Annotated in this window: 16 protein-coding genes; 7 read left to right on the top strand and 9 right to left on the bottom strand. The window is 73.6% G+C overall.

Features of this window, described 5'->3' with window-relative positions:
* Positions 1-144 precede the first annotated feature (144 nt).
* Together SCWH03_RS07695 and SCWH03_RS07690 are read left to right on the top strand one after the other, a co-directional pair.
* Positions 145-3,882 carry a trypsin-like peptidase domain-containing protein gene (locus tag SCWH03_RS07695; RefSeq protein ID WP_173263417.1) on the top strand — a complete coding sequence of 1,246 codons (3,738 nt, stop codon included), beginning with the start codon at positions 145-147 and terminating at the stop codon, positions 3,880-3,882.
* Between the two features lie 58 nt (positions 3,883-3,940).
* Positions 3,941-4,891: a bifunctional riboflavin kinase/FAD synthetase gene (locus SCWH03_RS07690; protein ID WP_173263416.1), complete on the top strand. Its 951-nt coding sequence runs from the start codon at positions 3,941-3,943 to the stop codon at positions 4,889-4,891.
* A 104-nt stretch (positions 4,892-4,995) separates the two neighbouring features.
* On the opposite strand, the gene SCWH03_RS07685 is transcribed toward SCWH03_RS07690, so the two are convergent.
* The 9 genes from SCWH03_RS07685 to eccE all read right to left on the bottom strand — a co-directional run bounded on the left by SCWH03_RS07685 (position 4,996) and on the right by eccE (position 18,130).
* Positions 4,996-6,132 carry an ABC transporter ATP-binding protein gene (locus SCWH03_RS07685; protein ID WP_254076619.1) on the bottom strand — a complete coding sequence of 379 codons (1,137 nt, stop codon included), beginning with the start codon at positions 6,130-6,132 and terminating at the stop codon, positions 4,996-4,998.
* Positions 6,129-7,100 carry an ABC transporter ATP-binding protein gene (locus SCWH03_RS07680; RefSeq protein ID WP_173263415.1) on the bottom strand — a complete coding sequence of 324 codons (972 nt, stop codon included), beginning with the start codon at positions 7,098-7,100 and terminating at the stop codon, positions 6,129-6,131. Before SCWH03_RS07680 ends, SCWH03_RS07685 begins: the two co-directional genes overlap by 4 nt.
* On the bottom strand, positions 7,097-8,065 hold the full coding sequence (locus SCWH03_RS07675) for an ABC transporter permease (RefSeq protein ID WP_371872627.1): 969 nt from the start codon (positions 8,063-8,065) through the stop codon (positions 7,097-7,099). Before SCWH03_RS07675 ends, SCWH03_RS07680 begins: the two co-directional genes overlap by 4 nt.
* Complete coding sequence (locus tag SCWH03_RS07670; RefSeq protein ID WP_254076646.1) at positions 8,062-9,129, bottom strand: ABC transporter permease; 1,068 nt, start codon at positions 9,127-9,129, stop codon at positions 8,062-8,064. The genes SCWH03_RS07675 and SCWH03_RS07670 overlap by 4 nt, the downstream gene beginning before the upstream one ends.
* 120 nt (positions 9,130-9,249) lie before the next feature.
* Positions 9,250-11,298, bottom strand: coding sequence for an ABC transporter substrate-binding protein (locus tag SCWH03_RS07665; protein WP_173263414.1), 2,049 nt, complete (start codon positions 11,296-11,298; stop codon positions 9,250-9,252).
* A gap of 208 nt (positions 11,299-11,506) precedes the next feature.
* Positions 11,507-14,989 carry an SCO5717 family growth-regulating ATPase gene (locus SCWH03_RS07660; protein WP_254076618.1) on the bottom strand — a complete coding sequence of 1,161 codons (3,483 nt, stop codon included), beginning with the start codon at positions 14,987-14,989 and terminating at the stop codon, positions 11,507-11,509.
* Positions 14,990-15,562: 573 nt separating this feature from the next.
* Positions 15,563-15,796: a DUF397 domain-containing protein gene (locus SCWH03_RS07655; RefSeq protein ID WP_173263413.1), complete on the bottom strand. Its 234-nt coding sequence runs from the start codon at positions 15,794-15,796 to the stop codon at positions 15,563-15,565.
* Between the two features lie 244 nt (positions 15,797-16,040).
* Positions 16,041-16,733 carry a hypothetical protein gene (locus tag SCWH03_RS07650; protein WP_173263412.1) on the bottom strand — a complete coding sequence of 231 codons (693 nt, stop codon included), beginning with the start codon at positions 16,731-16,733 and terminating at the stop codon, positions 16,041-16,043.
* Positions 16,734-16,795: 62 nt separating this feature from the next.
* Positions 16,796-18,130 (bottom strand): type VII secretion protein EccE, encoded by a 1,335-nt coding sequence (eccE, locus tag SCWH03_RS07645; protein WP_173263757.1) that lies wholly within the window; start codon positions 18,128-18,130, stop codon positions 16,796-16,798.
* 180 nt (positions 18,131-18,310) lie between these two features.
* Between eccE and eccB the strand changes: the two genes are divergently transcribed.
* The 5 genes from eccB (at position 18,311) to SCWH03_RS07620 (ending at position 25,036) form a co-directional block, all read left to right on the top strand.
* A complete protein-coding gene (gene eccB / locus SCWH03_RS07640) occupies positions 18,311-19,831 on the top strand; it encodes a type VII secretion protein EccB (protein WP_173263411.1) in 1,521 nt (506 codons plus the stop codon).
* Positions 19,832-19,850: 19 nt separating this feature from the next.
* Positions 19,851-21,200, top strand: coding sequence for a type VII secretion-associated serine protease mycosin (gene mycP / locus SCWH03_RS07635; protein WP_254076617.1), 1,350 nt, complete (start codon positions 19,851-19,853; stop codon positions 21,198-21,200).
* 271 nt (positions 21,201-21,471) lie between these two features.
* Positions 21,472-21,969, top strand: coding sequence for a DUF2563 family protein (locus SCWH03_RS07630; RefSeq protein ID WP_173263410.1), 498 nt, complete (start codon positions 21,472-21,474; stop codon positions 21,967-21,969).
* 6 nt (positions 21,970-21,975) lie between these two features.
* The gene (locus SCWH03_RS29580) at positions 21,976-23,766 is read left to right on the top strand and encodes a hypothetical protein (protein ID WP_173263409.1); all 1,791 of its coding nucleotides are present in this window, start codon (positions 21,976-21,978) and stop codon (positions 23,764-23,766) included.
* A 19-nt stretch (positions 23,767-23,785) separates the two neighbouring features.
* A complete protein-coding gene (locus SCWH03_RS07620; RefSeq protein WP_173263408.1) occupies positions 23,786-25,036 on the top strand; it encodes a S8 family serine peptidase in 1,251 nt (416 codons plus the stop codon).
* Positions 25,037-25,137 lie beyond the last annotated feature (101 nt).

Raw genomic sequence — 25,137 nt, 5'->3', positions numbered from 1 at the left:
GATCCCCCTCGGATGGTGTCTGTCCGTCCCGCCCCGCGGATTCACCCCAATGGGCAGGCGCTCGGAGTGCACCGGGGGTGCACTCGGGGCGCGTTCGTCCCGTGGCCTTCTCCCCGTGATCAACTCCGGCATACCGTCGGAGCCATGGGACGCGAGGACCTGGCGACGCTGGTGCGCATCTGTGATCCGGCGGGCCGGCCGCGCGGGACCGGCTTCGCCGTCGACGACCGGGGCACGGTCGTCACCAGCCATGAAGCGGTCGCCGGGCTCGACAGGATCCTGCTGGGCGTGCCGGGCGGCGCCCCCCGCGTCGCCGAAGGAGTCACCCTCCTGCCGGAGGCCGGCCTCGCGCTCGTCAGGACCGGCGGGCTCGGCCTGACACCCCTGCCGCTGGCCCTCCGCGACCGGCCCGGAAAGGGCGCGTACGTGCGTATCCCGGCCGGGGGCTGGCGCGAGGCCCGCGTCCTGGGGGAGATCCCGGCCGGCTACACCGCGGACGGCCGCGCACACCACCTCCACGGGGCCCTCGAACTGGCCGTCGGCACCGGGGGAAGCGACGCCCTGGGGCCCGGCGGTACGGCAGGCGGCGGGCCGGTGGTGGACACCGCAACCGGATCGGTGGTGGCGGTCCTCGCGGGCACCGCCCCGGACACCGCGCACCCCGTGGCGGGCCTCGCCGTGCCCCTGCGCACGGCGGCCGCGCGCGACCCCGGCGGACCCCTCGGGGCGCTGCTGCGGCGCAACGCCCGCACCGTCCCCGGTTTCGGCGCCGACCTCAACCACGCCGGAGCGCGGCGGCTGGCCGCGGTGTCCCTCGGGCCCGCCGGGCCGGCCGGCGGCGCCGGCACCCGTGCCGATCCCGTCGAACGCCCGCACGCCGTCCGGGGGTTCGCTGAGTTCGAGGCATCCCCGGCGCATGTCCTCGCCCTCACCGGAGCTCTCGGGAGCGGCCGTACCACCGCACTCGCCGCACTCGCCGCCCGCCGGGCCCACGGCGCCGACGCGGGCGTCTCCATCTGGCTGCGCGGCGCCGACCTCGCGGCGGACGACCGCGACCTGGCGGACGCCGTCGCCCGCGTACTGGTGCGCTCCGGCCGGGTCGTCGCCGGGAGCACGGCCCACCGAGGCGGGCCCTGGGCCGTCCCCGCAGCCGGTGCGGAAGCCGCACCGGAGCATGTGGCGCGCGTCGCCCGCGAGGCCGGACGGCCGCTGTTCGTCCTCCTCGACGGCCCCGAGGAGATGCCCGCCGCCCTGGCCGCCCGGCTCCCCGACTGGACGGCGGAGACGGCGCGCTGGCTGCGCGACCACGGCGTACGGCTCGTGGTCGGCTGCCGGCCCGAGTACTGGGAGCGGGCCGCGGCGCTGTACCCCGAGGCCGATGTGCACAGGCCGGCGCTGCGCCTCGGCCCGCTGACCGCGCGGGAGGCAGAGCAGGCCATGGCGCGCCTCGGCCTCCCGGCCGGTGCGACGGCCGCGGCGGACGCCCGCCACCCCCTGGCCCTCGGCCTCCTCGCGGAGGTGCGGGACGCGATGCCCGCAGAGGTGCCCGGGCAGCCGTCGCGCGAGGAGATCCTCACGGCGCACACGGACCTGATGTGCCTGCGCGCCGCGACGCGGATCGCCGAGACCTGGGGGCAAGGGTGCGACGGGGCCGCGGTGCGCCTGCTGGCGGCCCGGGTGGCCGGACGGGTCCACGAGGCGGCGCGGCGCTGCCTCGGGCCGGGCGGGGGAGGTCTCGACCGTCAGGCCTTCGGGGAGATCTTCCCCTGGCGGACCGGGTGGGCGTCCGCGGTGCTCGCCACGGGGCTGCTGGTACCGGCGGGCGCGGGCTACCGCTTCGCCCACGAAGAGGTCGCCGAATGGCTCCAGGCCGCGCATCTCGACGTCGACACCGTCCTGCATCCGCTGCTGAACCGCCAGGGCCCCGCGGCGGCGGACGCGGAGGGGCCGGGACTGCCCCTGCACCGGAGGGGCACGGTCGTCCACGCGCTGCTGCTGCTTGACCGCCGCTCCGGGGAGTCCGCGCTGGCACCCCGGCTCAGGGCGCTGGTCGATGCTCTCGACGGACTCGACGGACTCGACGGACTCGACAGACCCGCTGTCGCCGGTGGCGTGAACGGCCCGAGCGGTCTCGACGTGCCCGACGGAGTCGTTGTTCTCCGCGGCTGCGAGGCGACCCGCGGCTCCCGGGGCGCCTGCGGTTGCGGCGGCTGCCGCACCACCGGCGCGTCCGGCACGGGGGAGGCAGCCGGCGTGGACATCCGCTGGTGGGCCGCCGGACTCCTGCGGGAGACGCTGCTGCGCGTGCCGCACGCCCGCAGATACCTCGGCGTACTGCGTACCCTCGCCGACCGCGTCACCCGGAGCGCACTGCGGCCGGGCGGGCCACCCCGGGCATCGGGTCCCGAGGAGTTCGGCCCCGCCTTCTGGCAGGCGCTGCACATCGGCGAAGCGGAGCGACTGGACCTGCTGCGCCGCCTCGTCCCGGCGGACGGGCCGCCGGAGCGTACCGGGGGCGGCGGGACCGGCGCGGGCGGCGCGCGGGGTGCCAACGGCCCCTCGACGTCCCACCAGCGCCCGGAGGACTTCGGCGCACCCCGACCGCCCCGCTATCTGGACGCGGTCGCCGAACGGCTGGCCCGGTCGCCGCGGGCCGTCCAGCCGCTGCTCTGCCGGTGGTTCACCGACGGCAGGCCGCTGCCCGCGGCACCCGGCGCGGCCATCCGGCCCACCGTCGCGGCGGCGGCCCAGGCACTGCTCCACACCCACCGCGGACGGGCCGTCGACGATCTCTGCGAGGCACTCGTCAGCACCGCCCACCCCCGTGCCCGGGAGCTGCTGACCGCGCTCACCGAGGACGAGCCGTCAGCCCTCTGCCGGGCCGTCGACCGCTGGGCCCACGACGACACCCGCCCGGCGCGTCGCCTCGCCGCGGCGGCGTACGCGCCTGCCGTGGCGGCCCGTGTCACCGACCGGGCCGACCGCGACCTGCTGAGATACGCGGCGCTTGCGCTGCTGGCCCGGCCCGCCGACACCGCCCTGCACGGTGCCGCGCTCGCCGTTCTCGTCCGCGACCCGCGGACCCGGCCGAGTTATCTCGCGCGCGCCGTCGACGCGTATCGTGCGCACGATCCGGGAGTGCCCGCCGGCGTCCTCGCCGCTGCGGCGCCGACCCACCCCGAGCCGGTGTTCGCGGCGTTCCGCGCCGCACTGCGCAGCCCGGGCGGCGGGGCGGACGACGTGCTGCGGGCGCTTGCGGGACTCGAGGGGCCGGATCCGGCCCGCCGCGCGGCCGCGCTGGTGAGCGAGTACGTGAGGCTGCGGCCGTCCGGGGCCGTGCACGCGGCGGCCTTCGTCGCGCTGCGGCTGCGGCAGGGAGTGCCGGCGCGGGCTGCGCTGCTGCCGCTCGTGGTGGACCTGCTGCGCGGCAGCCCGGCATCGGTGCGGTGCGCGCTGGCCGCAGTGCTGGGTGCACCGGGGAGTCCGGCGCGGGAGCCGCTGCGCGCCGAACTGCTGGACGTCCTCCTGGAACACGAGAGGCGCGAGGGCGGCGATCCCGAGGTCCTGGACACGGTGCTCCAGGCCGCCGTGCGCGCCCCGGCGGTGCGGCCATCGGACCCCCGGGTCCGCGAGCTGGTCCGTCGCGTCGGCCTGCTCCTCGTACGCACCCCGGGGGGCGCGAACCGCTTCGACCGCAGTCTGGTCGAGCTGGCCCGTCAGGTGCCCGGATTCGCGGCCGAGGCGGTGTCGTGGCAGGCGGGGGAGCCGGGGGAGTGGGCGGTGGTGGTCGGTCCCCGCGCACGCCGGACGCTGGAGGCGCTGGGCAGCCGGGTGCCGATGCCCACGGCGCTGCGCGGGCATGGCAGTCTTAGACCTGCGTAAGGAGTCATCGTTGCGCACGCAGGTTCGATGTTTCGGGTTCGGGCGAGGAGCGGTCACTGTGCAGCGCTGGCGTGGCTTGGAGGACATCCCCCAGGACTGGGGGCGCAGCGTCGTCACCATCGGTTCCTACGACGGGGTGCACCGCGGTCACCAGCTGATCATCGGGAGGGCCGTGGCGCGGGCGCGGGAGCTCGGCGTGCCGTCGGCCGTGGTCACGTTCGATCCGCACCCGAGCGAGGTCGTCCGCCCCGGAAGCCACCCGCCGCTTCTCGCCCCGCACCACCGGCGCGCCGAGCTGATGGCGGAACTCGGCGTGGACGCGCTGCTGATCCTGCCGTTCACCTCCGAGTTCTCCAAGCTGTCGCCGGCCGACTTCATCGTGAAGGTACTGGTCGACAAGCTCCATGCCCGCGCGGTGATCGAGGGCCCCAACTTCCGTTTCGGGCACCGGGCGGCCGGCGATGTCGGCTTTCTGACCGAACTCGGCCGCACCTACGACTACGAGGTCGAGGTCGTCGACCTCTTCATGCGCGGCGCGGCGGGCGGCGGTGAGCCCTTCTCGTCCACGCTGACCCGGCGGCTGATCGCCGAGGGCGATGTCGAGGGTGCGGCGGAGATCCTCGGCCGGCCCCACCGGGTCGAGGGCGTGGTCGTCCGCGGTGCCCAGCGGGGCCGCGAGCTCGGCTATCCGACGGCCAACGTGGAGACCCTGCCGCACACCGCCATCCCCGCGGACGGCGTCTACGCGGGCTGGCTCACCGCCGACGGGGAGCGTATGCCCGCCGCGATCTCCGTCGGTACCAATCCCCAGTTCGACGGCACCGAGCGAACCGTCGAGGCGTACGCCATCGACCGCGTGGGCCTCGATCTGTACGGGCTGCACGTGGCCGTCGACTTCCTCGCCTATGTGCGCGGCATGGCGAGGTTCGAGTCCGTCGAGGCCCTTCTCGACGCCATCGCCACCGATGTGAAGCGGGCGCGTGAACTGACGGCGGAGTACGACGCATAGGCCGCGGCGCCACCGGGCCCGGCCGGCAGGCGCTCCGGGCACGGCCCCGCGCACCCATCCGCGAACGACCGCGCGCGGGGCGCCCCGAGGAGGTCTCCCCGCCCCTACGGGCCTGCCGCGCTCTCCGTGGCGTCGCGGTGGCCGTCGGCGGGAGCCGCGGTCCCGCCGCGGTCGCCTGCGGGGGCCGCGCCCTCGCACCGGCCGCCCGCGGGAGCCGGGCCGGTCGGCGCCGCCCAGTGGCAGGCCACCGCACCCGCGGAGCCCCCGGCGAGGACGGGAGGGTCCTGCGTACGGCAGCGGCTCGCGACATCGTCGGCGGCGCCCGAGACGAGCACCTGGCAGCGGGGGTGGAACCGGCAGCCGGGCGGTACGCGCGAGGGGTCCGGCGGCTCGCCCGCGAGGACCACCGGCGGCACCGCCGACTCCGGCAGCACCGACAGCATCGCCTGTGTGTAGGGGTGCCGGGGGCGTGTCAGCACCTCCTCCACCGTTCCCGTCTCCACGATGCGGCCCAGGTACATCACGGCCACCCGGTCCGCGATGTTCCACGCCAGCCCCAGATCATGGGTCACCACCAGCGCGGAGAGGCCCAGTTCGTCGCGCAGCCGCAGCAGCAGGGCCAGGATCTCGCCGCGCACCGAGGCGTCCAGGGACGCCACCGGCTCGTCGGCCACGATGAGTTCGGGCCCCAGCACCAGCGCCCCCGCGATCACCACGCGCTGCCGCTGGCCACCGGACAGTTCGTGCGGGTAGCGCAGGAAGAACCGTTCCGGCGGGCGCAGACCCGCACGCGCGAGCGCCTCCGCGACGGCCGCCTCCTCGTCGCCGCGGTAGCCGTGGATCCGCAGCCCCTCGGACACCGCGTCGTACACGGTGTGCCGGGGGTTGAGCGAACCGCTCGGGTCCTGCAGCACCAACTGCACCCGTCTGCGGTATTCCTTCAGCGCCCGAGAGCCGTATCCGAGCGGCACGCCCCCGAACGACACCTGCCCCGCCTCCGGCCGCACCAGGCCGAGCAGCGCCCGGGCCAGGGATGTCTTCCCGCAGCCGGACTCGCCGACCAGCGCGACGATCTCCCCGGTGCCGACGTCCAGATCCACACCGTCGACGGCGCGGGCCGGCGCGGCTCCGCGCCGGCCCGGGAAGGACACCCGCACTCCGGTGGCCGACAGCAGGGGGGCGGCGGCTGCGCCAGGGGGGACCTCGCTCCGGTCCCTGCCGGTCCCGTCGGCAGCGCTCACGCTTCCTCCCTTGCGTCCACCCGCACACAGGCGGCGAGTCGGTCCGGCCCTGCCTCGCGCAGTTCCTGTTCGTCCCGGCCGCACACCTCCAGCGCCACGGGGCAGCGCGGACGGAACGTACATCCGCCCGGCAGCGCCGAGGGGTCCGGAGGATCACCGGGCAGCCCGCGCGGCTCCCGCCGCGATGCCGGGTCCCCGACCCGCGGGAACGCCGCCGACAGCGCCCGGCCGTACGGGTGCTGCGCCGCGTCGTACACGGCCCGCCCGGGCCCCTCCTCCACCACCCGGCCCGCGTACATCACGGCGAGGCGGTCGCAGGTGTCGGCGAGTACCGCCAGGTCGTGGCTGATCATCAGCAGCGCGATGCCGTGCCCGGACACCAGCTGCCCGATCAGCCGCAGGATCTGCGCCTGGATCATCACGTCCAGCGCCGTCGTCGGCTCGTCGGCGACCAGCAGCCGCGGTTCGCAGGCCAGCGCCATCGCGATCATCACGCGCTGGCGCTGACCGCCGGACAGCTCGTGCGGGTAGGCCGCCGCGCGCGACGCCGGCAGCCCCACCTGCTCCAGCAGCTCACCGGTCCGCCGTCGCGCGGCGGCGGGCGTCGCCCGGCCGTGCACGAGCACCGGCTCCGCGATCTGGTCGCCGATGCGGTGCACCGCGTTCAGCGCGTGCATGGCCCCCTGGAAGACGACGGACGCACCCGCCCACCGCACCGCGCGCAGCCGGCCCCACTTCATGGCGAGCACGTCCTCGCCGTCCAGCAGGATCTCGCCCGACAGCCTGGCCGACGCGGGCAGCAGCCGCAGCAGTGCCAGCGCCAGGGTCGACTTCCCGCAGCCCGACTCGCCCGCCACCCCGAGCTTCCGCCCGGCGCCGAGGGTGAGGTCGACTCCGCGTACGGCCGGGACGGCGGACGCCCCGGACCCGTATGTCACCCGCAGTCCCCTGAGCTCCAGCAGACTCAACGGGACACCCCCAGACGGGGGTTGAGGACGGACTCCACGGCCCGTCCGCACAGGGTGAACGCCAGCGCCACCAGTGCGACGGCGATGCCGGGCGGCGCGAGGTACCACCAGTGGCCCGACGACACCGCGCCCGCCTCCCGGGCGTCCTGGAGCATGCCGCCCCAGGACACCACCGTCGGGTCGCCGAGCCCGAGGAAGGCCAGCGTCGCCTCGGTGAGGATGGCGGCGGAGATGCCGAGTGTCGTCTGGGCCAGTACCAGCGGCATCACCTGGGGCAGCACATGCCGGGTCATGAGGTGCCGGTGACCGCCGCCGAGGGCCTTCGCGCGCTCGATGTACGGCCGCGACTCGACCGCGATCGTCTGCGCGCGCACCAGTCGCGCCGTCGTCGGCCAGGTCGTGACCCCGATGGCCAGGATCACCGTCCACACGCTCCGCGACAGCACCGTGGCCAGCACGATCGCCAGGACCAGGGTCGGCATCACGAGGAACCAGTCGGTGATCCGCATGACGGCCGTGGAGATCCAGCCGCGGTAGTGCCCCGCGACGACACCCACGAGCGTACCGATGGCCACCGACAGCGCTGCCGCCAGCAGCCCCACGGTGAGTGAGATCCTGGAGCCCCAGACCAGCAGCCCGAGCAGCGAGCGGCCGAACTGGTCCGTGCCGAGGGGGAAGGCGCCGCTCGGCGGCTCCAGCGCCCGGCCGGGCGCACGGGTGACGCTCTGGACGTCGTCACCGACCAGCCACGGCGCGGCCAGGGCGAGCACGGCGAGCAGGGTGAGGCCGGCGAGCCCCGCGACCCCGGCGCGATGGGTGCGGTAGCGCCGCCAGAAGCGGGCGACCGAGGCGCGTCGGCGTGCCCGCTGCAGTGATCTCGTCGACTTCCTCGGCCCCGGCGAGTCCGTCTGCCACGTCGCTTTCGGCGGGTTCGGCGGGTTCGGCGGGTTCATCGGCCTCGTCATCGGCCCACCCTCGGGTCGAGCAGCGGATAGAGCAGGTCGGCCAGCAGGTTCATCAGGATCATCGCCCCCGCGAACACCACGAACAGCCCCTGCACCAACGGCAGATCGGGAACGCTCAGGGCCTGGTAGAACAGCCCGCCGAGCCCGGGCCAGGAGAACACCGTCTCGACCAGGATCGATCCGGCCGCGACATGGCCGAGGTTGATGAAGACCATCGTCACCGTCGGCAGCAGGGCATTGGGGACGGCGTGCCGGCGTCGTACGTCGTCGTCCCGCAGCCCCTTCGCCCGAGCCGTCGTCAGATAGTCGCCGCCCATCTCGTCCAGCAGCGAGGAGCGCATCACCAGCAGCGTCTGCGCATAACCGACGGCCACCAGGGTCAGCACCGGCAGCACCATGTGGTGCGCGACGTCCAGGACGTACGCCAAGCCGGCCGTGCCCCCCGACTCCATTCCGCCGGTCGGGAACATACCGGGCATCGGCCCGATCCCCACCGAGAAGGTGATGATCAGCAGCAGGCCCAGCCAGAACGACGGCACCGACCACAGAGTCAGCGCCACCCCCGTGTTCAGCCGGTCGCCGAGTCGGCCGTGGCGCCATGCGGAACGGGTGCCGAGCCAGAGCCCGAGCGCCGAGTAGAGCACCACGGCCACACCGGTGAGGAGCAGGGTCGCAGGGAGCTTCTGGGCGATCAGCTCCCCGACGGGTGCCCGGAACTGGTACGACATACCGAGATCGCCGGTCAGCGCTCCGGCGCAGTAGTCGGCGAACTGCCGCCACAGGGGCAGGTCCAGACCGAACTGGCGCCGTAGCGCAGCCAGTTGCTCGGCACTCGTCGGCATGCCGTGCGTCATCGCCTTGACCGGGTCACCGGGGATGATCCGGAAGAGGAAGAAACTGGTCACCAGGACGGCGAAGAGCGACACCAGGGCGCCGCCGAGCCTGCCGGCCAGATAGGCGGGATAGGCGAGACAGGCCGGGCGCGCCGGGAGAGCCGTCTTCGCGCTGGGCGGCCGGCCCGGCCGGGCTCCGGGGGAGCCGGGTGACGGGGCGGCGGCCTTCATCTCGACCCCGGAAGTCCCCGGCGGGCAGGTGCCCACCGGGGCGTCGGGCACATCGGGCACATCGGGTACGCCGGGTACATCGGGGGAGGAGCCCGAGGGGCTCGTGGCGCTGCTCACGGGCTACTCGCGGTCGTCGGCGGTGGCACGGCGGCGCCGACTGGTGAGAATGCCGACCGCTATGACCAGGACGACCGAGATCCCGATGCCGATGGCCACGGCGGGGGAGGAGCCGCCGCCGTCCGAGGCCGCCCCGCCCGCGGCCGCGGGCTCGGCGGACCACCAGCTCCAGTAGCCGTCCTGGCCGTAGAGATTGCCGGCGGCCTCGGGCATCGTCGTGATGGACCCGATCTGGTCGGTGCGGTAGGCCTCGAGCGCGTTCGGGTACACCATCACGTTCATGAAGCCGGTGTCGTACAGCCGGGACTGCATCTGCCTGACCAGGTCCCCGCGCCTGGCCGCGTCGTACTCCACCGCCTGCTGCGCGTACAGCCGGTCGAAACGCTCGTCGCAGATGAAGTTGTCGGTCGCACCGGTGTCCGCGGGTGTGGCGGGCAGAGCGGAGCAGGTGTGGATGGACAGGACGAAGTCCGGGTCGGGATTGACCGACCATCCGTCGAACGCCAGGTCGTAGTCACCCTTGAGCCAGGGGTCGGACACATTGTCCAGGCAGACGACCCTCAACCCGATCCCGAGTTCGCCCCACCACTCGCGGAGGTACTTGCCGACCGCCTTGTCGTGGGGGTCGGTGGCGTGGCACAGGACGCGGAAGTCCAGCGGCCGGCCGTCCTTGCCCAGCCGCCTGCCGCTCCCGTCCCTCCGGTACCCGGCCTCGTCGAGCAGCGCGGCGGCCTTCGCCGGATCGTGCGCGATCCGCTGGGAGGCGGCCGGCTTCCAGAAGTACGCGGAGAAGCGGGGAGGGAGGTAGCCCTCGCCCTCGACCGCGTGCCCCTGGAACACCTTCTCGACGATGGTCTGCCGGTCGACCGCGTGGAACAGCGCCCTGCGCACGACCGGGTCGAGCAGCGCGGGGTGACCGCTGCCGAACCTGCCGCCGTTCTTCGCCCGCGCGCCCGGGTTGGTGGCGAGCGCGAGGAAGCGGCGGCCCGGGGCATCGTTGACCTGGATGTTCTCCGCGTTCTTCAGCGAAGCGGCCTGAGCCGGGGTGAGATGGGGTACGAAGGAGACCTCGCCCTTGCGCAGCGCGGCGACCGCCGCGTCACCGTCCTTGTAGTACCGGAACACCAACTCGTCGAACTTCGGTGCGCCGCGCCAGAAGTTCTTGTTGGCCCTCAGCCGGATGTACCGGTCGACCTTGTAGTCCGTCAGCACGAAGGGCCCGTTGCCCACGACCGGGAACCGTGTGTCGTTGTTGAACGTGGAGAAGTCGCCGACCTTCTCCCAGATGTGCTTCGGCACGATCGGCACGTCCAGTGCCGTCATGGTGGCCTGCGGCTTCTTCAGCCGGATGACGAGCGTCTCCGGGTCCGGGGCCGTGACCTCGGCGAAGTTGGCGGTGAAACTCCCGTTGGCGGTCGCTGCACCGGGGTCCTTCATCATCCTGCCGAAGGTCCAGGCCGCGTCCTCGGCGGTGGCAGGTCTGCCGTCGGACCAGGTGGAGTCCTTGCGGATGGTGTAGGTCCACGTCAGCTTGTCGGCTGACGGACTCCAGGCGGTCGCGAGCCCCGGCACCGGCCGTGCGTCTCTGGGGTCGTAGTTCGTCAGGTACTCGTAGATCAGCCGGTGGACGCTGGTGGAGACCAGCCGCTGGGCGAGGAACGGGCTGAGGGAGTCGACACTCTGTGACACGGCCACCGTCAGGACGTTCCCGGCCCCGGTCTTGCCGTCGCCGTTGCTCTTGTCGTCCTTGCCGTCGGTCTTGCCGTCGCTGTTGCCTTCGTCCGCGCGCACGCGGGTGCCGACCGCACTCGCCGGCGAGTCCATGAGCTGTCCGGTGCCGGGCACGGCTGCGGGTGCCTGAGCCTGCGCCCGAGGCCAGGCCTGCGCCTCGGCCCGTGTCTGCGCCTGCGCCTGCGGCGGGCCGGCAATCAGCGTGGGGGCGGCGATGCCGACGGCGAGCAGCAGCCGCAGCAGGGGGTGCGGGCGGCGTCCTGCCCGCGAGCGGAGGAAGAGGGCCGGGCCGGGGGAGCGGTGGTGAGCCGTTGTGATCATAGGACGTTGACCTCGCGTCGTAGCTCGCGTGGAGGAGGCACGTGGATCGTCTGGGCGCCCACTGGTGATGCGAAGGTCTATCAGCGTGGTCCAGACGAGTCAACGACGCAGTGACGCCGCGTCAGAACCCCTGTGGACTGCGTGAAGTGGCAGGGGCTCGCACCGTGGAGCACGGTGCGAGCCCTCATTGGTCCGAAGCGTTGACGCCCTACTGCTGAGAGGCCGGCGGTGCCGTCGGCGGCTGCGGTCGGGGATGGCCGTGGCCGCCACCGGCAGGGGGCACCCGTTCCTGGGTTTCACCCTGGCCGGGCTGACCGGGCGCCCCGCCCTGCGCCGGTGGCCGACCCGGCTGCGCCGGCCTCTCCGGGTACGCGCCCGGCTGCGCCGGCTGTTCCGGCCGTACCGGGAGGGCGGTGCCGCCCGGTTGCCCGGCCGGCGGACCGGCCGGGTGCGGGGCCGACGGCCCCTGCGAGGGTGGTGCCTGCCGCCACTGCTGCTGTGCACCAGGCACGGGTCCGCCGTACGGGTGCCGACCGACGTGGCCCGCCTGTCCCTCGAACGGAGGCTGACCACCCGGCTGATGGGCCTGACCGGGGTACTGCGGGGGGTGGCCGGGGGGTTGCGGAGGCAGGGCTCCCTGCTGCGGCGGGCCGCCCGGCCGACCGGGGTACTGGGGAGGATGGCCGGGGTGCTGCGGTCGCCCGGGGTTCGGCGCGTACATCGGTCCGGCCTGCGGAGGCCCTCCGTACGGCTGGCCGGGCCGCGGCGGGTTGCCCGGCTGACCGGGGTGCTGCGGAGGCCCTCCGTGCGGCTGGCCGGGCATCGGCGGTGCCACGTGCGGTGGCTGGTGACCCTGGCCTGCGGAGGTCCATAGCCCCTGGGCCTGCTGAGCCCGTGTGAAGTCCTCGGCGACCATCGCCGACAGGTTGAAGTAGGCCTCGCGCGTCTTCGGGCGCATCATGTCCAGGTCGACCTCCGCGCCCGCGGACAGATGCTCGTCGAACGGTACGACCACGACACCGCGGCAGCGGGTCTCGAAGTGCTGGACGATGTCCTCGACCTTGATCATCTTGCCGGTCTCCCGGACACCCGAGATCACGGTGATCGACCGCTGAACCAGTTCCGCGTAGCCGTGCGCCGAAAGCCAGTCGAGCGTCGTGCTCGCGCTGCTCGCGCCGTCCACGGAGGGTGTGGAGATGATGATCAGCTGGTCGGCGAGGTCCAGTACGCCGCGCATCGCGCTGTAGAGCAGACCCGTACCCGAGTCGGTGAGGATGACCGGGTACTGCCTGCCCAGCACGTCGATCGCCCGGCGGTAGTCCTCGTCGTTGAACGTGGTCGACACGGCGGGGTCCACGTCATTGGCGATGATCTCCAGACCGGAGGGCGCCTGCGAGGTGAACCGGCGGATGTCCATGTAGGAGTTGAGGTACGGGATCGCCTGGACCAGGTCGCGGATGGTCGCGCCGGTCTCGCGCCGCACCCGGCGCCCGAGCGTGCCCGCGTCCGGGTTGGCGTCGATGGCCAGGATCTTGTCCTGGCGCTCGGTGGCCAGGGTGGCGCCGAGCGCGGTGGTGGTCGTCGTCTTGCCGACGCCGCCCTTGAGGCTGATGACCGCGATCCGGTAGCAGGAGAGCACCGGGGTGCGGATCAGTTCGAGCTTGCGCTGACGCTCGGCCTCCTCCTTCTTGCCGCCGATCCTGAACCGGCTCGAGCCGGAGGGGTTGCGGCTGGACCTGGCCTTGGGCTTGGCGTTCCGCAGCAGACGGTCGGAGGACAGCTCCACCGCCGCCGTGTACCCGAGCGGTGCGCCCGGCACCGAGCGCTGGCGTTGGTCGTGTGCGACCGGCTGGGGCCAGCCCCCACCCGTGCGGGGGTCGACCGGGGCGGCCGGGGGCTGCTGAGCCTGCCCGTGAGGGTGCGGCTGTCCCTGTGCTCGGCCCTGCCGGGCCGGCGGTTGATGACGGGTTGGGCCGGGGGCGTGCGGTGGCGGCCCGCTCTGGGGGGCCTGGGGCGGTATCGGCCCCGGGCCGCCGGGCCGCAGGGGCGGCGGGGGGTAGCCGTAACCGTCGTGCGGGAATCCGCTGCCGCCCTGGGGAGGCCGGGTCCCGGGAGCAGGGGCGGCCGGTGGCAGCGGAGCGCCGGGCTGCCGCGCAGGGGACGGGTCCGGGCCGTGCGCCGGGGGAGGGAAGCCGTAACCGGCCTGCGGTGCGGCCGGGTCGAAGTGCGGCGCGGCCTGTTGCGGTTGCTGCGGTTGCTGCGGTTGCTGCGGTTGCTGGGCGTGCTGGGCGTGCTGGGCGTGCTGGGCGTGCCGGGGGTGCTGCGTGTGCGGGGGCTCGGGGAACCCGTGACCGCCCCCCGGGCCCCCGGGCTGCCGGTGTGGGCTGCCCGGTGGGGGAAAGCCCTGGCCCCCGGGCTGATCGGGTGCCCCCGAGGGGGACGACGGCTGCCGGGTGCCCCCCGCCGACAGCTGATCCGCAGGCCGATCCATGGGTCGGTTCTGCACGGGCCACTGGGGTGCCGCGGTCGGATCGGCGGGTGGGTAGGCGGACGGCAGCGGTGGCACGCTGCTGCGGTCCTGCGGGATGCCGGTGCCCGGTACCCAGGGCGGTGCGGTGGCCGGAAGCGGGCGGCTGCCTTGCGGCGCGGTCGGGAAAGTGCCGTCCCGCGGTACCCCTGCCTGGGCGGCGTCGGCGGGTCCCGGCTCGGCCGAAGCGAGCTCGGTCGCAGTCGCACCGGACGGCGCGGTGCCCGGCGCGGTCCCGGCCGGTGCGGCATCCGGCGCGATGCCGTACCGCTCGCCGGCCCCGGTCGCGTCCCGGGCGGCGTCCGCCGACTCTCGCTCGCCGTGGGCGGCGCCCCGGTACTCGTCCGCGGCCTCCGCGCCGTCCTGGGCGCCGCCCCCGTCGCCGTGCCGTTGCCCGGCAGCGGAGGCTTCCCGAACGGTGCCGGCCGCGTTGTCGTCGTGGCCCTCGACACCGGGCCCGTCCGGGTCCTGGGGCCCACCGGGCGCCTCGGGTGCGTTCACGGGCGCCGGTTCGTCCGGGCGATCGGCCCCGGCTGCCGGGGGCGGAGTCCCCTCGGCCCCACCTGTCTCCCCTCGCGCGGCCGGGCCGGTACCCGAGGCGGCGGCCGCGGCGTCGCGCTCCGCGATCTCACGCTGGAGAGCGGCGGGGGAGAACCGCATGGTCGCCCCGCTCTCGAAGCCGCTGTCGAACGGCTGCGCCGCCGGGCTGCCGGAAACCGCGTGAGCCTCCTCGGCCGGGGCCTCCTCGACCGGATGAGCAGGATCGTGGCCCCCACCCCCTGCCGCGATCCGCCCGGAGGCGTGGTCGGGCGCCGGATCGCCGGACGGAGCCTCCTCCCTGGGGTGCGCCGGGGTGGAGGGTGCGTTCGCCCCCTGCTGCGCCGGGTCGGGCTCCGCCGGAGGCCGGCCCGGCCCGGATCCGCTGCCCGGAGGAAGACCGGGCAGCACCACCGGCGGCCCGGACGGCGGCCCTGGCGGTGGGGAGGGCGCCGTCCCCTGCAGGGCAGAGCCCCCCGATGCGCCCCCCGATGCGTTCTGCGTGTACCAGGCGGGCGGGGTGTAGTCGATGGTGAACTCGCCCGTCATCTCCGCGGGCTCCGCGTCGGACTGATCGTCGACGGGCGGGTCCCAGCCACCGCGGATCTCGTCCCGATCGCCGTTCACTGTGCCTCCTGTGGTCGAGCGCCCTCGTGCCGTGGTGGGTGGGGGCGACCGTGTCCGACACCGGCCCGGCCGGCTCTCCCCCGTACGGCGCCGCGCACCTGTCCGCCCTGTCCGCGAGACTTCGCTGCGCCCCGGCCCACCCTAATCGCCGACACCGACGGTACGGCAGGCCGGAGCGCGCCTTGCGACCGTCCACCGCGTCAACGATCACCCCTCCGCTGTGCCATGTCCCCGGCGGACGACAGAATGTGACGGGCCGACGGGATCACCACCGGCGACCGCGGGATGCGGCTGCACAGGATCGGCACGGGCCGTGGTCCCCCGCCACCCGTACTGCCGCCACCCGTACTGCCGTCGACCGTACTGCCGTCGACCGCGAGCCTTCGACGCGAGCCGTCGGTCGTCGTGCCGAGCGCACTTCGTCCGCATCGGCCCCGGCCGGCCCGCCCCCGGCACGTACGACACACCCGCTGCGGCGCCGGTCCCGCGGGCAGCCTCGGCCGGGGCGCACGGCGCGGTCGAGGCTGCCCGGCCCGTCCGTCCGGTCCGTGGGCCGCTCCCGCCCGGGAGACCTCAGCGCAGGTCGAACTCCCCGTCCCGGGCGCCGAGTACAAAGGCCCGCCACTCGGCCTCCGTATAACGCAGCACGGTCTCCGGCTCAAGCGACGACCTCATCGCCACCGCGCCGCCGGGCAGATGCGCGATCTCGACCCGCTCCTCGTCCGGGCTGGTGCCGGGCGCACCGTGCCACTCGACGCCGGAGATATCGAGGGCGTACAGCTCTTCCTTCTCCTGGGCGCTCCCCATGCGTCATGCTTCCTCTCGCTGGTGCCGAGTCGAAGTGACCCGAAAGGGCCAGCTCCTGGCCCCGTCCTCCCCCGCGGGATCCCCGGCGAGGGTCGCCTGCCGCGATGCTGCCCGGGTCACACGGGCATCCTATCGAGGCTTGTTCAGGTCCACATCCGCCTGTGGACCGAGCCCACGACCACCGCCGGAGGAGGCCGGGCCCCGTGAGACACCGGAAGGGGCGAGCGCCGGTCGGGTCCCGACGTCAGTCGACCCTGCGGGCCACACCGAGCAGCCCCGTCTCGGCGTCCGTCCCGCCCGTCATCACCCAATGGCGCTCGCGCCCCGAGACCCACAGCGTCACCCCGTCGGCGAGCGTGGGAAGGGCGTCGCTCTCCGCCCGGCGGAGCCCGAGGATCCGCCCGATCTGCTCGGCCTCCTGCGGCGACACCCGCTGCACTCCCACCAGCGTCGCGTCCCGCAGCAGGCGGGGCGCCACCGGGCTCAGATAGGGGAGCAGCGTCAGCACCGACTGCCACGGCGACGACACCACACGGCCGCGCGGAGGGCGCATTCCGCAGTCCCGGACGACCACCACCGGACTGCCCACCGTGGCACCCATCGGCGGCACGCGCCCCACGTCGTGGAGCGTGATGCACTCCAGGCCCGCCCCCGCCGCCTGCGCCAGTGCCGTCCACGCCTGCGCCCGGCCGGTCTCCACCGCCACCCGGGCGCCCGTACCGGCCGCGCGCAGCGCCAGCACCTGCGCCGTCCAGAGGCCGCCGATCAGCAGCACCTCGTACGGAGTCGAACGGTGGAAGCCCACCATCCGGGGCCGGCCCTCGGCGTCCTCCCCGATCACCACGCCGTCGTCGCCTACCGGCAGGGCCAGGGCGCCCAGGTCCTCCACCGCCATGGTGTGCCCCGGATGCCGGGGGCCGAACAGCCCCCTGAGCATGCGTGCGGAGCCCGCAGCCGCACCCGCAGCCGTACCCGCACCCGAATCTGAGCCCGTGCCCGTCATCGCGTACCCCCCAGCGGTATCGTCGCCAGCGCCCCCGGCAGTTGCTCGCGGTCCAGCCGCAGCAGACCGACCCCGGCGGACCGCGCGGCCTGCTCCAGCTCCCGTCGCACCCCGACCAGTTCGGTGTCCGAGGCGCCCGTGATCCGTAGATGTCCGCTCATCACCAGCGCTCCCTGCCGCGTACCGCGCCGCAGACCGAGGCTGAAGGTGGTCGCGTAGGCCGGGGCCGAGGTCAGCGCCGACACGAGTGCGGGCAGCGGCTGCGCACCGTACCCCAACTCCGGCCAGCGGCCGACGGCGTACGTCGTGTGCCAGCGGTCGTCGCAGCGCCAGACCCGCGAGGTCTCTGCGGTGCGGCGCTGGACCGCCGCACCCGGCCGGCCCGCGCGGGCCGCGGCCCGGGGGCTGGCGCAGACGGCCGTCGCGATGGCGGAGTTGAGCTCCTCCTGGTCCAGGACCAGCGACCGGAAACCGGCCCCGGTGAGCCGGCTCGCCAGATGGTCGGCCACCCGCACCAGACAGCGCTGCGCACCCTCCACGCCACCGCCCCGGGCCTCGACGGCCTCCCGGCAGAGTTCCGGGTCCAGCCGCACGGCCACCCAGGTCATCCTCAGCGCGGGAGCACCCGTGCGCTCCTGCAGCGGGCCGTAGGACAGCCGTGCGACCGACCGCTGAGGCAGATGCGGCGCGGGCGCGGAACGCACCTGCTGGACCAGCTGCACCGACTCCACGGTGATGTCGTCGACCCGCAGCGCGCCGCCCAGCAGCGCCATCGGCAGGGCCCGGGCCCCGAACGCCGGCCGCAGCCCGGAACCACTCGCCTCGACGCGTACGACGGCGGTGAGGAACGAGCCGTCCCCGAGCATGCCGACCGTCCGGCGGTCGCGGTCCACATAGGTGAACGGGCGTACACCGGGCGCGGCTTCCGCCAGGGGCGCAAGCGAGGGATCCGCGTCCGCGCCGGCGGGCCCGGCGGCCCGGCGGCGTGCCCGCAGCCCGAGGGCGGTGGAAAGCCAGTCCGGCAGCGCCTGACCGCGCCGCCGCAGCACCGCGAGCAGCAGCAGGGCCGCGGCGACGGAGCAGACGGGGACCAGCCACAGACCGCCCGCCATGACACCCGCCAGGACCAGCGCGAGGGCCAGCTCCACGAGCACCAACTGCCGCAACGAGAACGGGCCGGTACGGCCGGAACCGGCCAGGGGCCGCGGAGTGACCGCTGCCCGAGGGGCCGGGGGGGTCTCGTGCGAGGGGGCGTTGCCGCGTTGCCGCCGGGAAGTCCCGCGGTTCCCCCGGGAAGTACGCCCCCGTCGCGAGCGAGTCGCCGTCCCCATCGCCGCGTTGCCCCCTCGTGTCCGCATGTGCCGATCCCCCCGCGGGCGTTGACCGGGCGATCACCCTACCTGAGGGTAGGGGCGCGGGCGCCGGCAGGCATAGTAGGGGGCTGTGCGGCGGCGGGCCCCGGCACGGGGGTGGATTCCCGGTCGCCCGACGGGGAGAGGGACAGCGGACAGATGGCATCACGTCGGGACGAACTCAACGCGTACACCTTCGCGAAGCGGAGACTGGTCGCGCAGTTCGTGCAGCCGAACACGACGGGGTCGGAGGAGGGCGCGCCCCGCCCCCTGCGCGCGGTGGTTCCGGGGGCCGTCGTGGCGGTGGTGATCCTGGCCGTCTTCGGCGCATGGGGCATGTTCAAACCGGTGGCCCCGCGGAACTGGGACACCCCCAACGAGAACGTCATCATCGCCAGCAAGTCGACCACCCGCTACGTCGTGTTGAGGACCGACGGGAAGCGGCAGCTCCACCCGGTGCTCAACATGTCGTCCGCGAGACTGCTCCTCGACCCCGACAAGGGCAAGGTCGTCAACGTCGACGAGTCCGTGCTGGACAACGGCAAGATCCCGCACGGCGCCACCCTCGGCATCCCCTACGCCCCCGACCGGCTGCCCGACGCCAAGGAGGCCGGGTCCGCCAAGCGCTGGGCGGTCTGCGAGCGGCCGGGCGAGGGCGGCCGCGCCCTCCAGAAGGCCGCGTTCGTCCTCGCCGAGCGCGAGGAGAGGAAGACCGAGGGCGCGGACCGGCTGCGCGGTGGGGAACTGCTCTACGTCGAGGGCCCCGACGCGACCCGCTACATCGTCGACGCCAAGGGCACGGCCTACCCCGTTGACGAGGACGAACTGCTCCTGCGGGTGCTCGTCGGCCACGAACGGGCTCCCCAGCGTGTCTCCGGCGCCTGGCTGGACACTCTCCACAAGGGCGACAGGATCGCGTTCCCGACGGTGCCGGGCGCCGGGGGGCCCGCCGGCGTCCCCGGCGGCCTTCCGGACGCCGTGAACAGGGTCGGCATGGTCCTGAAGGCCACCGACGGGACCCGTGCCCGGCAGTATGTCGTGCTCAGCGGCCGGGTGGCGCCCGTGACCGACTTCACGGCCAAACTGCTGCTCGCCAGCCGCGAGTTGATAGACCTCGACCAGGACGGCCACGCCGAGTCGGTCAGCCCCGCCGCCATCCGGCCGGGCCCGGCCTTCGGCAAGGACGAGAAGTGGCCCGAGCACGCGCCCGAACCCGTCAACTCGGCCGACACGGACGAGGGAAGCCGCAACACCGTGTGCAACGTCCTGCGCGAGGTGGACGACGACGGCTCGACCACTCTCAGCACCTGGGCCGGCACCGGGTTTCCCGCCACCCTTCCCACCGGTTCCAGCAGCGCGTACGTCACCCCCGGCTCCGGGCAGCTCTTCCGCCAGTTCAAGGGCTCCCGGACGGACTCCGGCTTCCTCTTCCTGGTCACCGACACCGGACTGCGCTATGCCATGCAGTCCAACGGCGACAGCGCGACGGACGACTCCGGGATCGGGGCCCCCGGCTCCCCCGAGGAGCGGGAGGCCCGCCGGCAGGAGGCGCAGCAGGCCCAGAACCGCCTCGGCTACAAGGATGTCGAGCCCGTGCCGGTACCGGCGGCCTGGTCCGCCTTCCTGCCGACCGGGCCCCGGCTGTCCACGGGCGCCGCGCGCCAGCCGCAGGGCTCCTGAGGCGGGGAGTTGACCTGAGATGACGCACCTGTACCGGCGCATCCCCGCAGTCCCGGCCGCCGCAGCGCCCACCCTCCTGGCCTTCCCGACCTTCATCGCCTTCGTCTTCGTCTTCGTCCTCGCATTCGCCTTCGCCTTCGTCTTCGTCGTCGTCGTCCCGGCCGCACCCGCCGCCGCGGACGGTGCCGACCGGTGCACCTACCCGGGCAAGACGTACGAGGGCCGCCCCTGGGCGCTGCAGCGCGTCCTGCTGGACGAGCTGTGGAAGCAGTCCACCGGAAAGGGCGTCCGGGTCGCCGTCATCGACACCGGTGTCGACGTCAGGCACCCGCAGCTCAGTCCCGCGGTCGACATCGCGAGCGGCAGGAACCTCCTCGACCGCGACCTGAAGGACGCCGGCGGCTTCGAGGTCGAGCGCGGCAGCGAGGACGGCACCACCGACACCGTCGGCCACGGGACCAGGGTCGCCGGCATCATCGCCGCCCGCCCTGCCCAGGGCACCGGCTTCGTCGGACTCGCCCCCGAGGCCACGATCATCCCCATCCAGCAGAACGACGCCGAGGGGCACGGAACCGCAGAGACGCTCGCACGGGCCGTCGACCACGCGGTGGCCGAGGGAGCCGGGGTCATCAACATCTCCCAGGACACCGCCGGGGCGGTGGAACCCACCCCCCTGCTGAAGCAGGCCATCGACAGGGCACTGGAAAAGGAGATCGTGGTCGTCGCCTCGGCGGGCAACGACGGAATGGGCGGCAACGTCAAGAAGACCTACCCGGCCTCCTACGAGGGCGTCCTCGCCGTCGCCTCGTCGGACCGCAACAACGAACGGGCGGCGTTCTCCCAGTCCGGCGACTTCGTCGGCGTCGCGGCACCCGGCGTGGACATCGTCTCCACGGTCCCCGGGGGCGGCCACTGCGCCGACAGCGGGACGAGTTTCTCCGCGCCCTATGCGGCCGCCGTCGCGGCCCTCATCAGGAGCAAGCACGAGGACTGGACGCAGGAGCAGATCGTCGCCCAGATCCAGCAGACCGCGGAACGCTCCGTCGCGGGCCACGACCGCTTGGTGGGCTGGGGTGTCGTCGACCCGGTCCGGGCCCTCACCGAGGACGACGAGCCGCTCTCGGAGCCCGTCGCCCGGGAGGGCCTGTCCGGCGCCGAGGCTCCGACCCCGGCCGAACTCCACCTGGGCGAGACCGCGGACGAACGCAACGCGCGGCTCGCGACGTACGTCGTGGTGGGAGGCGCGGTCCTGGTCGCCGCGATCGCCGGCGGTGCCGTGACGGTCCGCGACGCCCGGCGGCGGGCCGGCGGCCCGGAACGGGGAGCGGGGGCGCGGGATCCGGCGGGCGGAGAGCCCGGCCGCGTCTGAGTACTTCTACGGATGCGGTACCCCGGTGCGGCCGCATAGGGTCCTGATGCGTACGGCGCCCCCGTGGTTGCGGGTGAAGTGGGCCGATGGGTAAGTCACTTGGGCCTGTCGGAGGCAGTGACTACAGTGACCCGTACGTATGAGCGAATGCCGAGTCGGGTGGCGAGTCGAACAACGGGTGGGACGACGGGTGGGACGACGCGTCACCACGACCCACGACCGCGCGGTGTGAGTTTCTTGTGATGACGGCAAACGGGGAGGATCGGTCGTAATGCTGCCAGCGGACGGTGGCGGGGGCGGCGGTGCGAGGGGCTCGGGCGACCTCGAACGCGGCGCCGGCGCACTGAGGCGATTCCAGGAGCGTGTGAACGCGCTCCTCGCTGAACTCGAGGAGGGCCATGCCGGCAGGTCCAGGCTGGCCACCCAGACGGTCCCCCGCAACTCCTTCAGCGCACCCGGAGGGGGCTTCCTCGAGGCCGACGGGCTCTACGCGCAGTACAACCGGGTCCATGCGGAAATCGTCAAGCTCTCCAGGTCGCTCGGTGATCAGATCGAGATGCTGAGCATCGCCGTCCGGGGAGCGGAGGTCGGGTTCGACAACCTGGAGGACGACCTGCGGCAGCGATTCCACGCGATCCAGGCACGTGTTCAGCGGGAACAGCAGGCACAGGAGCGCCGTACCGCACAGCACAGGCAGGACGACGCGGCCGGCCAGACCGGCAGGCCGCGAAACGACAGCACGCAGTCCGGTGACGGGGACCTGGGGTGATCGCCGATGAGTGAGAACGAGCAGCCGCTGACCCCGCAACAGCAGCAGTCGGCAGACGCCGCGCAGATCCGTACGCGGTTCGGCGCGACGGACGCCGTCGAGCGCTTCGCCGCGACGATGGACGACATCGGTTTCGGCAGTGTCCCGGGCGGGTTCTTCGGCAGGACGGACTTCGAGTCCAGGCAGCTCAACGAGATGCTCGACCTCGTCGAGAACTCCAATCCCGCCGATCTGGAGCGCGCCGGTGAGGCCCTCGTCCGAGCGAAGAGCGCGCTCAACGAGGCCGCGGGCGAGCTCTCGGACTACGTCGGCAGGGTCGAGTGGAAGGGCGAGGCGGCCACCGAGTTCCGGCGCTTCGGAGACGCCCTGGCCAAACACGCCTATGCACTGGCGACCTTCGCCAACGCCGCAGGCACCCAGATGACGGTCGCGGGCACGGGCCTGGCCTCGGTCAGGAACTCCATGCCGCGGGAGCGCGACAACCGCCCGGTGGCGAAGACGGTCGAGGACTTCGCGCTGACGCCGGACAAGGAGAACGACCCGGAGTACCAGGAGGCCCTCAGGGTCGAGCGGAACCGCCAGGAGGCCATCAACCAGATGAACCGCCTCGCGTCCTTCTACGCGGTGTCGGAGGAGTCCCTGGCCGCTCAGCAGCCGCCGGCGTTTCCGGGGGCGTTGGGCACGGACGTGCCGCGGCCGAAAGGGGGACACCGGGGGGAAAGCCCTTCCGCCGGGGGCGATGCCGGCGATGGCTCCCTCGGTGGCAAGGGGCAGCAGCAGGCTGCTCGGAGTGACACGGGTGAGGGTGAGGGGGCGTGGCCCGGGGCGCGCGGAGCTTCGCCGCAGGCGGTGGAGCGCAGCCCGGTGATGGAGCGAAGTACGTCGTTGAATCCCGGCACGTCGATGGCGATCGACAGTGTCGCCACGCCTCCTGCACCTGCCGCGGCGTCGGGCGGAACGCCACTCACGGTCGCCTCGGGGGCGGGAAACCCCGGCGGATCACTCCCGCCGGTTCCGCCCGCCTTCGGCGGTAATGCCGTTCGGGGAGTGTCCTCCCGAGCCAGTACGCCCGGTGTCCCACCGCCAGGGGGTGGTTCGGGCGCCAACGCGGTCGGCCGCCCCGGTGTGAGTGGCGGCGGTGTCCCGGCAGCGGGACGCGCCGGAGCAGGCGGCGGCGCGGGCGGCTTCGGAAGCCCTGCCGCTCCGGGCACGCAGGGTATGCCCGGTCGCCCTTCGGGCTCGTTCGGAGCGGGCGGTGCCGCCGGGCAGGCAGCTGCCGGCGCGTCCGGGCAGGGCCCTGTCGTCGGCCGGCCGGGTGCCGCAGGACAGTCCGCCTTCGGCCCTGCGGGCCAGTCGCCGTCGGCAGGCGGGCGCACCGGCCACTCGAGCGGCATCGTCGGAGGAACTCCGCAACGACCGGTCTCGGGCAGTGCCGGTTCGCGTATGCCGAAGGGCACCGTCGTCGGTACCGAAACTCCCGCCCAGGGGCGCAGTGCCGTCCCGAAGCCGAACCAGTCCGGCGTCATCGGCGCACATGCGGACAGGACCGCCCAACGGGTCGGCGCGAAGGGCGCGGCGAGTGCCAATGGACTCGCTGGTGGTACGCCACGCGGTGGTCGCCAAGGCGCGCAGTCGGCCGCCGGGAGTGTTTCGGGGGCCGGACAGGGTCGACAGCAGTCCGGCAACCAGAAACGGAGACGTGGAGGAACCCCGCGTCCTGACTATCTGACTGAGGACGAAGAGACCTGGAAAACGCAGCGACGCGGTGCCGTGCCGCCGGTGATCGACCAGGCATAGGGAAGGTCAGGAAGTCGGGATGACAGCAGGAACGAGCCGAATGTGGGACCGCGTCTCCGGGCGGGCGGTCGCGTTCACGATGGCATTGACCGGAACGTGTGCCGCCGCCCTGGTCGGTACCGCCCCGGCCGCTGCCGCGTCGGACGTGCGCTCCAGGCAGTGGTACCTGAATGCGATGCACGCCGAGGAGATCTGGAGGAAGACCACCGGCGAGGGCATCACCGTTGCTGTCATCGACACCGGGGTGAACCCTGCGACTCCTGCCCTGAAGGGCAAGGTTCTGAAGGGCCTTGACGCGGCGGAAGCGAAAGGTGAGTCCACGGACGACTACACCGGCCACGGCACGACGATGGCCGAACTCATCGCCGGTTCGGGTGAGGGCGGTAGCGTGAAGGGCCTCGCTCCCGGAGCGAAGATCCTGACTCTGCGGGTTTCCGACACCGACATGCAGAACCGTGAGCCGGTGAACGCCCATGACGAGGCCGACGCCATTCGAGCCGCGGCGGACAGCGATGCGCAGATCATCAACATGTCGGTAGGCAGCGAGTTCCCGGCCCAGAAATCCATTGAAGCGGTGAAATACGCCGAGAGCAAGGGCAAGCTGATGTTCGCCGCCGTCGGCAACGACGCCAAGAGGGGAAACAAACCGACCTACCCCGCCAGCTACCCCGAGGTGGTGGGCGTGGCCGCAACGGACAGGAACGGCCGGGTAGGCGACTACTCCCAGCACGGCGAACTAGTCGACATCGCCGCTCCCGGCAACGACATTCCCGGCTGGTGCGACGCCACCTTGACGCGCTACTGCGACGCACACGGCACCAGCTCGTCGTCCGCGATCGCCTCCGCCTCCGCCGCCCTGATCTGGTCCCTTCACCCCGACTGGACCGCGAACCAGGTCCTCCGGGTCATGTTCGAGAGTGCGTCCCGGCCCGACGGCACCGAGGAGGGCACTCTCAGCAACTACCTCGGCCGCGGCATCGTCCGCCCCAACGCGCACATCAACCGTGGCCTCGGGGAGCCGGGAGATCCCGGTATCAGCCCCTTGACCAACCAGAGGACGGACGGCGAACCCGCGGAGTCGGCGGCCCCTTCCTCCCCGGCCGCGTCACAGGCACCGAAGGAGAAGCCCGTCTCCGACGCGGTGGCCGCAGGCTCGACCGGGAACACCGGGGACGACAGCCGGACGGGGCTCATCCTCGGCGGTGCCGCGGCCGTCGTGGTGTTCGCGGGTGCGGCCTTCGCCGTAGCCCGACGGCGGCGTACCACCTGACCGAGCGGGCCGGGCCACGGGCCGTCCAGTAGACCTCACCTTGAGGTTCGCCTTGCTGCTGCCTGGTGAGGCGCGAACCAGCCAGTCATACGAATAGTTGA

The organism is Streptomyces pacificus, assembly GCF_011766325.1.
GTDB classification, from domain to species: Bacteria; Actinomycetota; Actinomycetes; order Streptomycetales; family Streptomycetaceae; genus Streptomyces; species Streptomyces pacificus.
The sequence above is the reverse complement of the archived record's forward strand: the minus strand, read 5'-3'. Positions and strand labels throughout refer to the sequence as shown.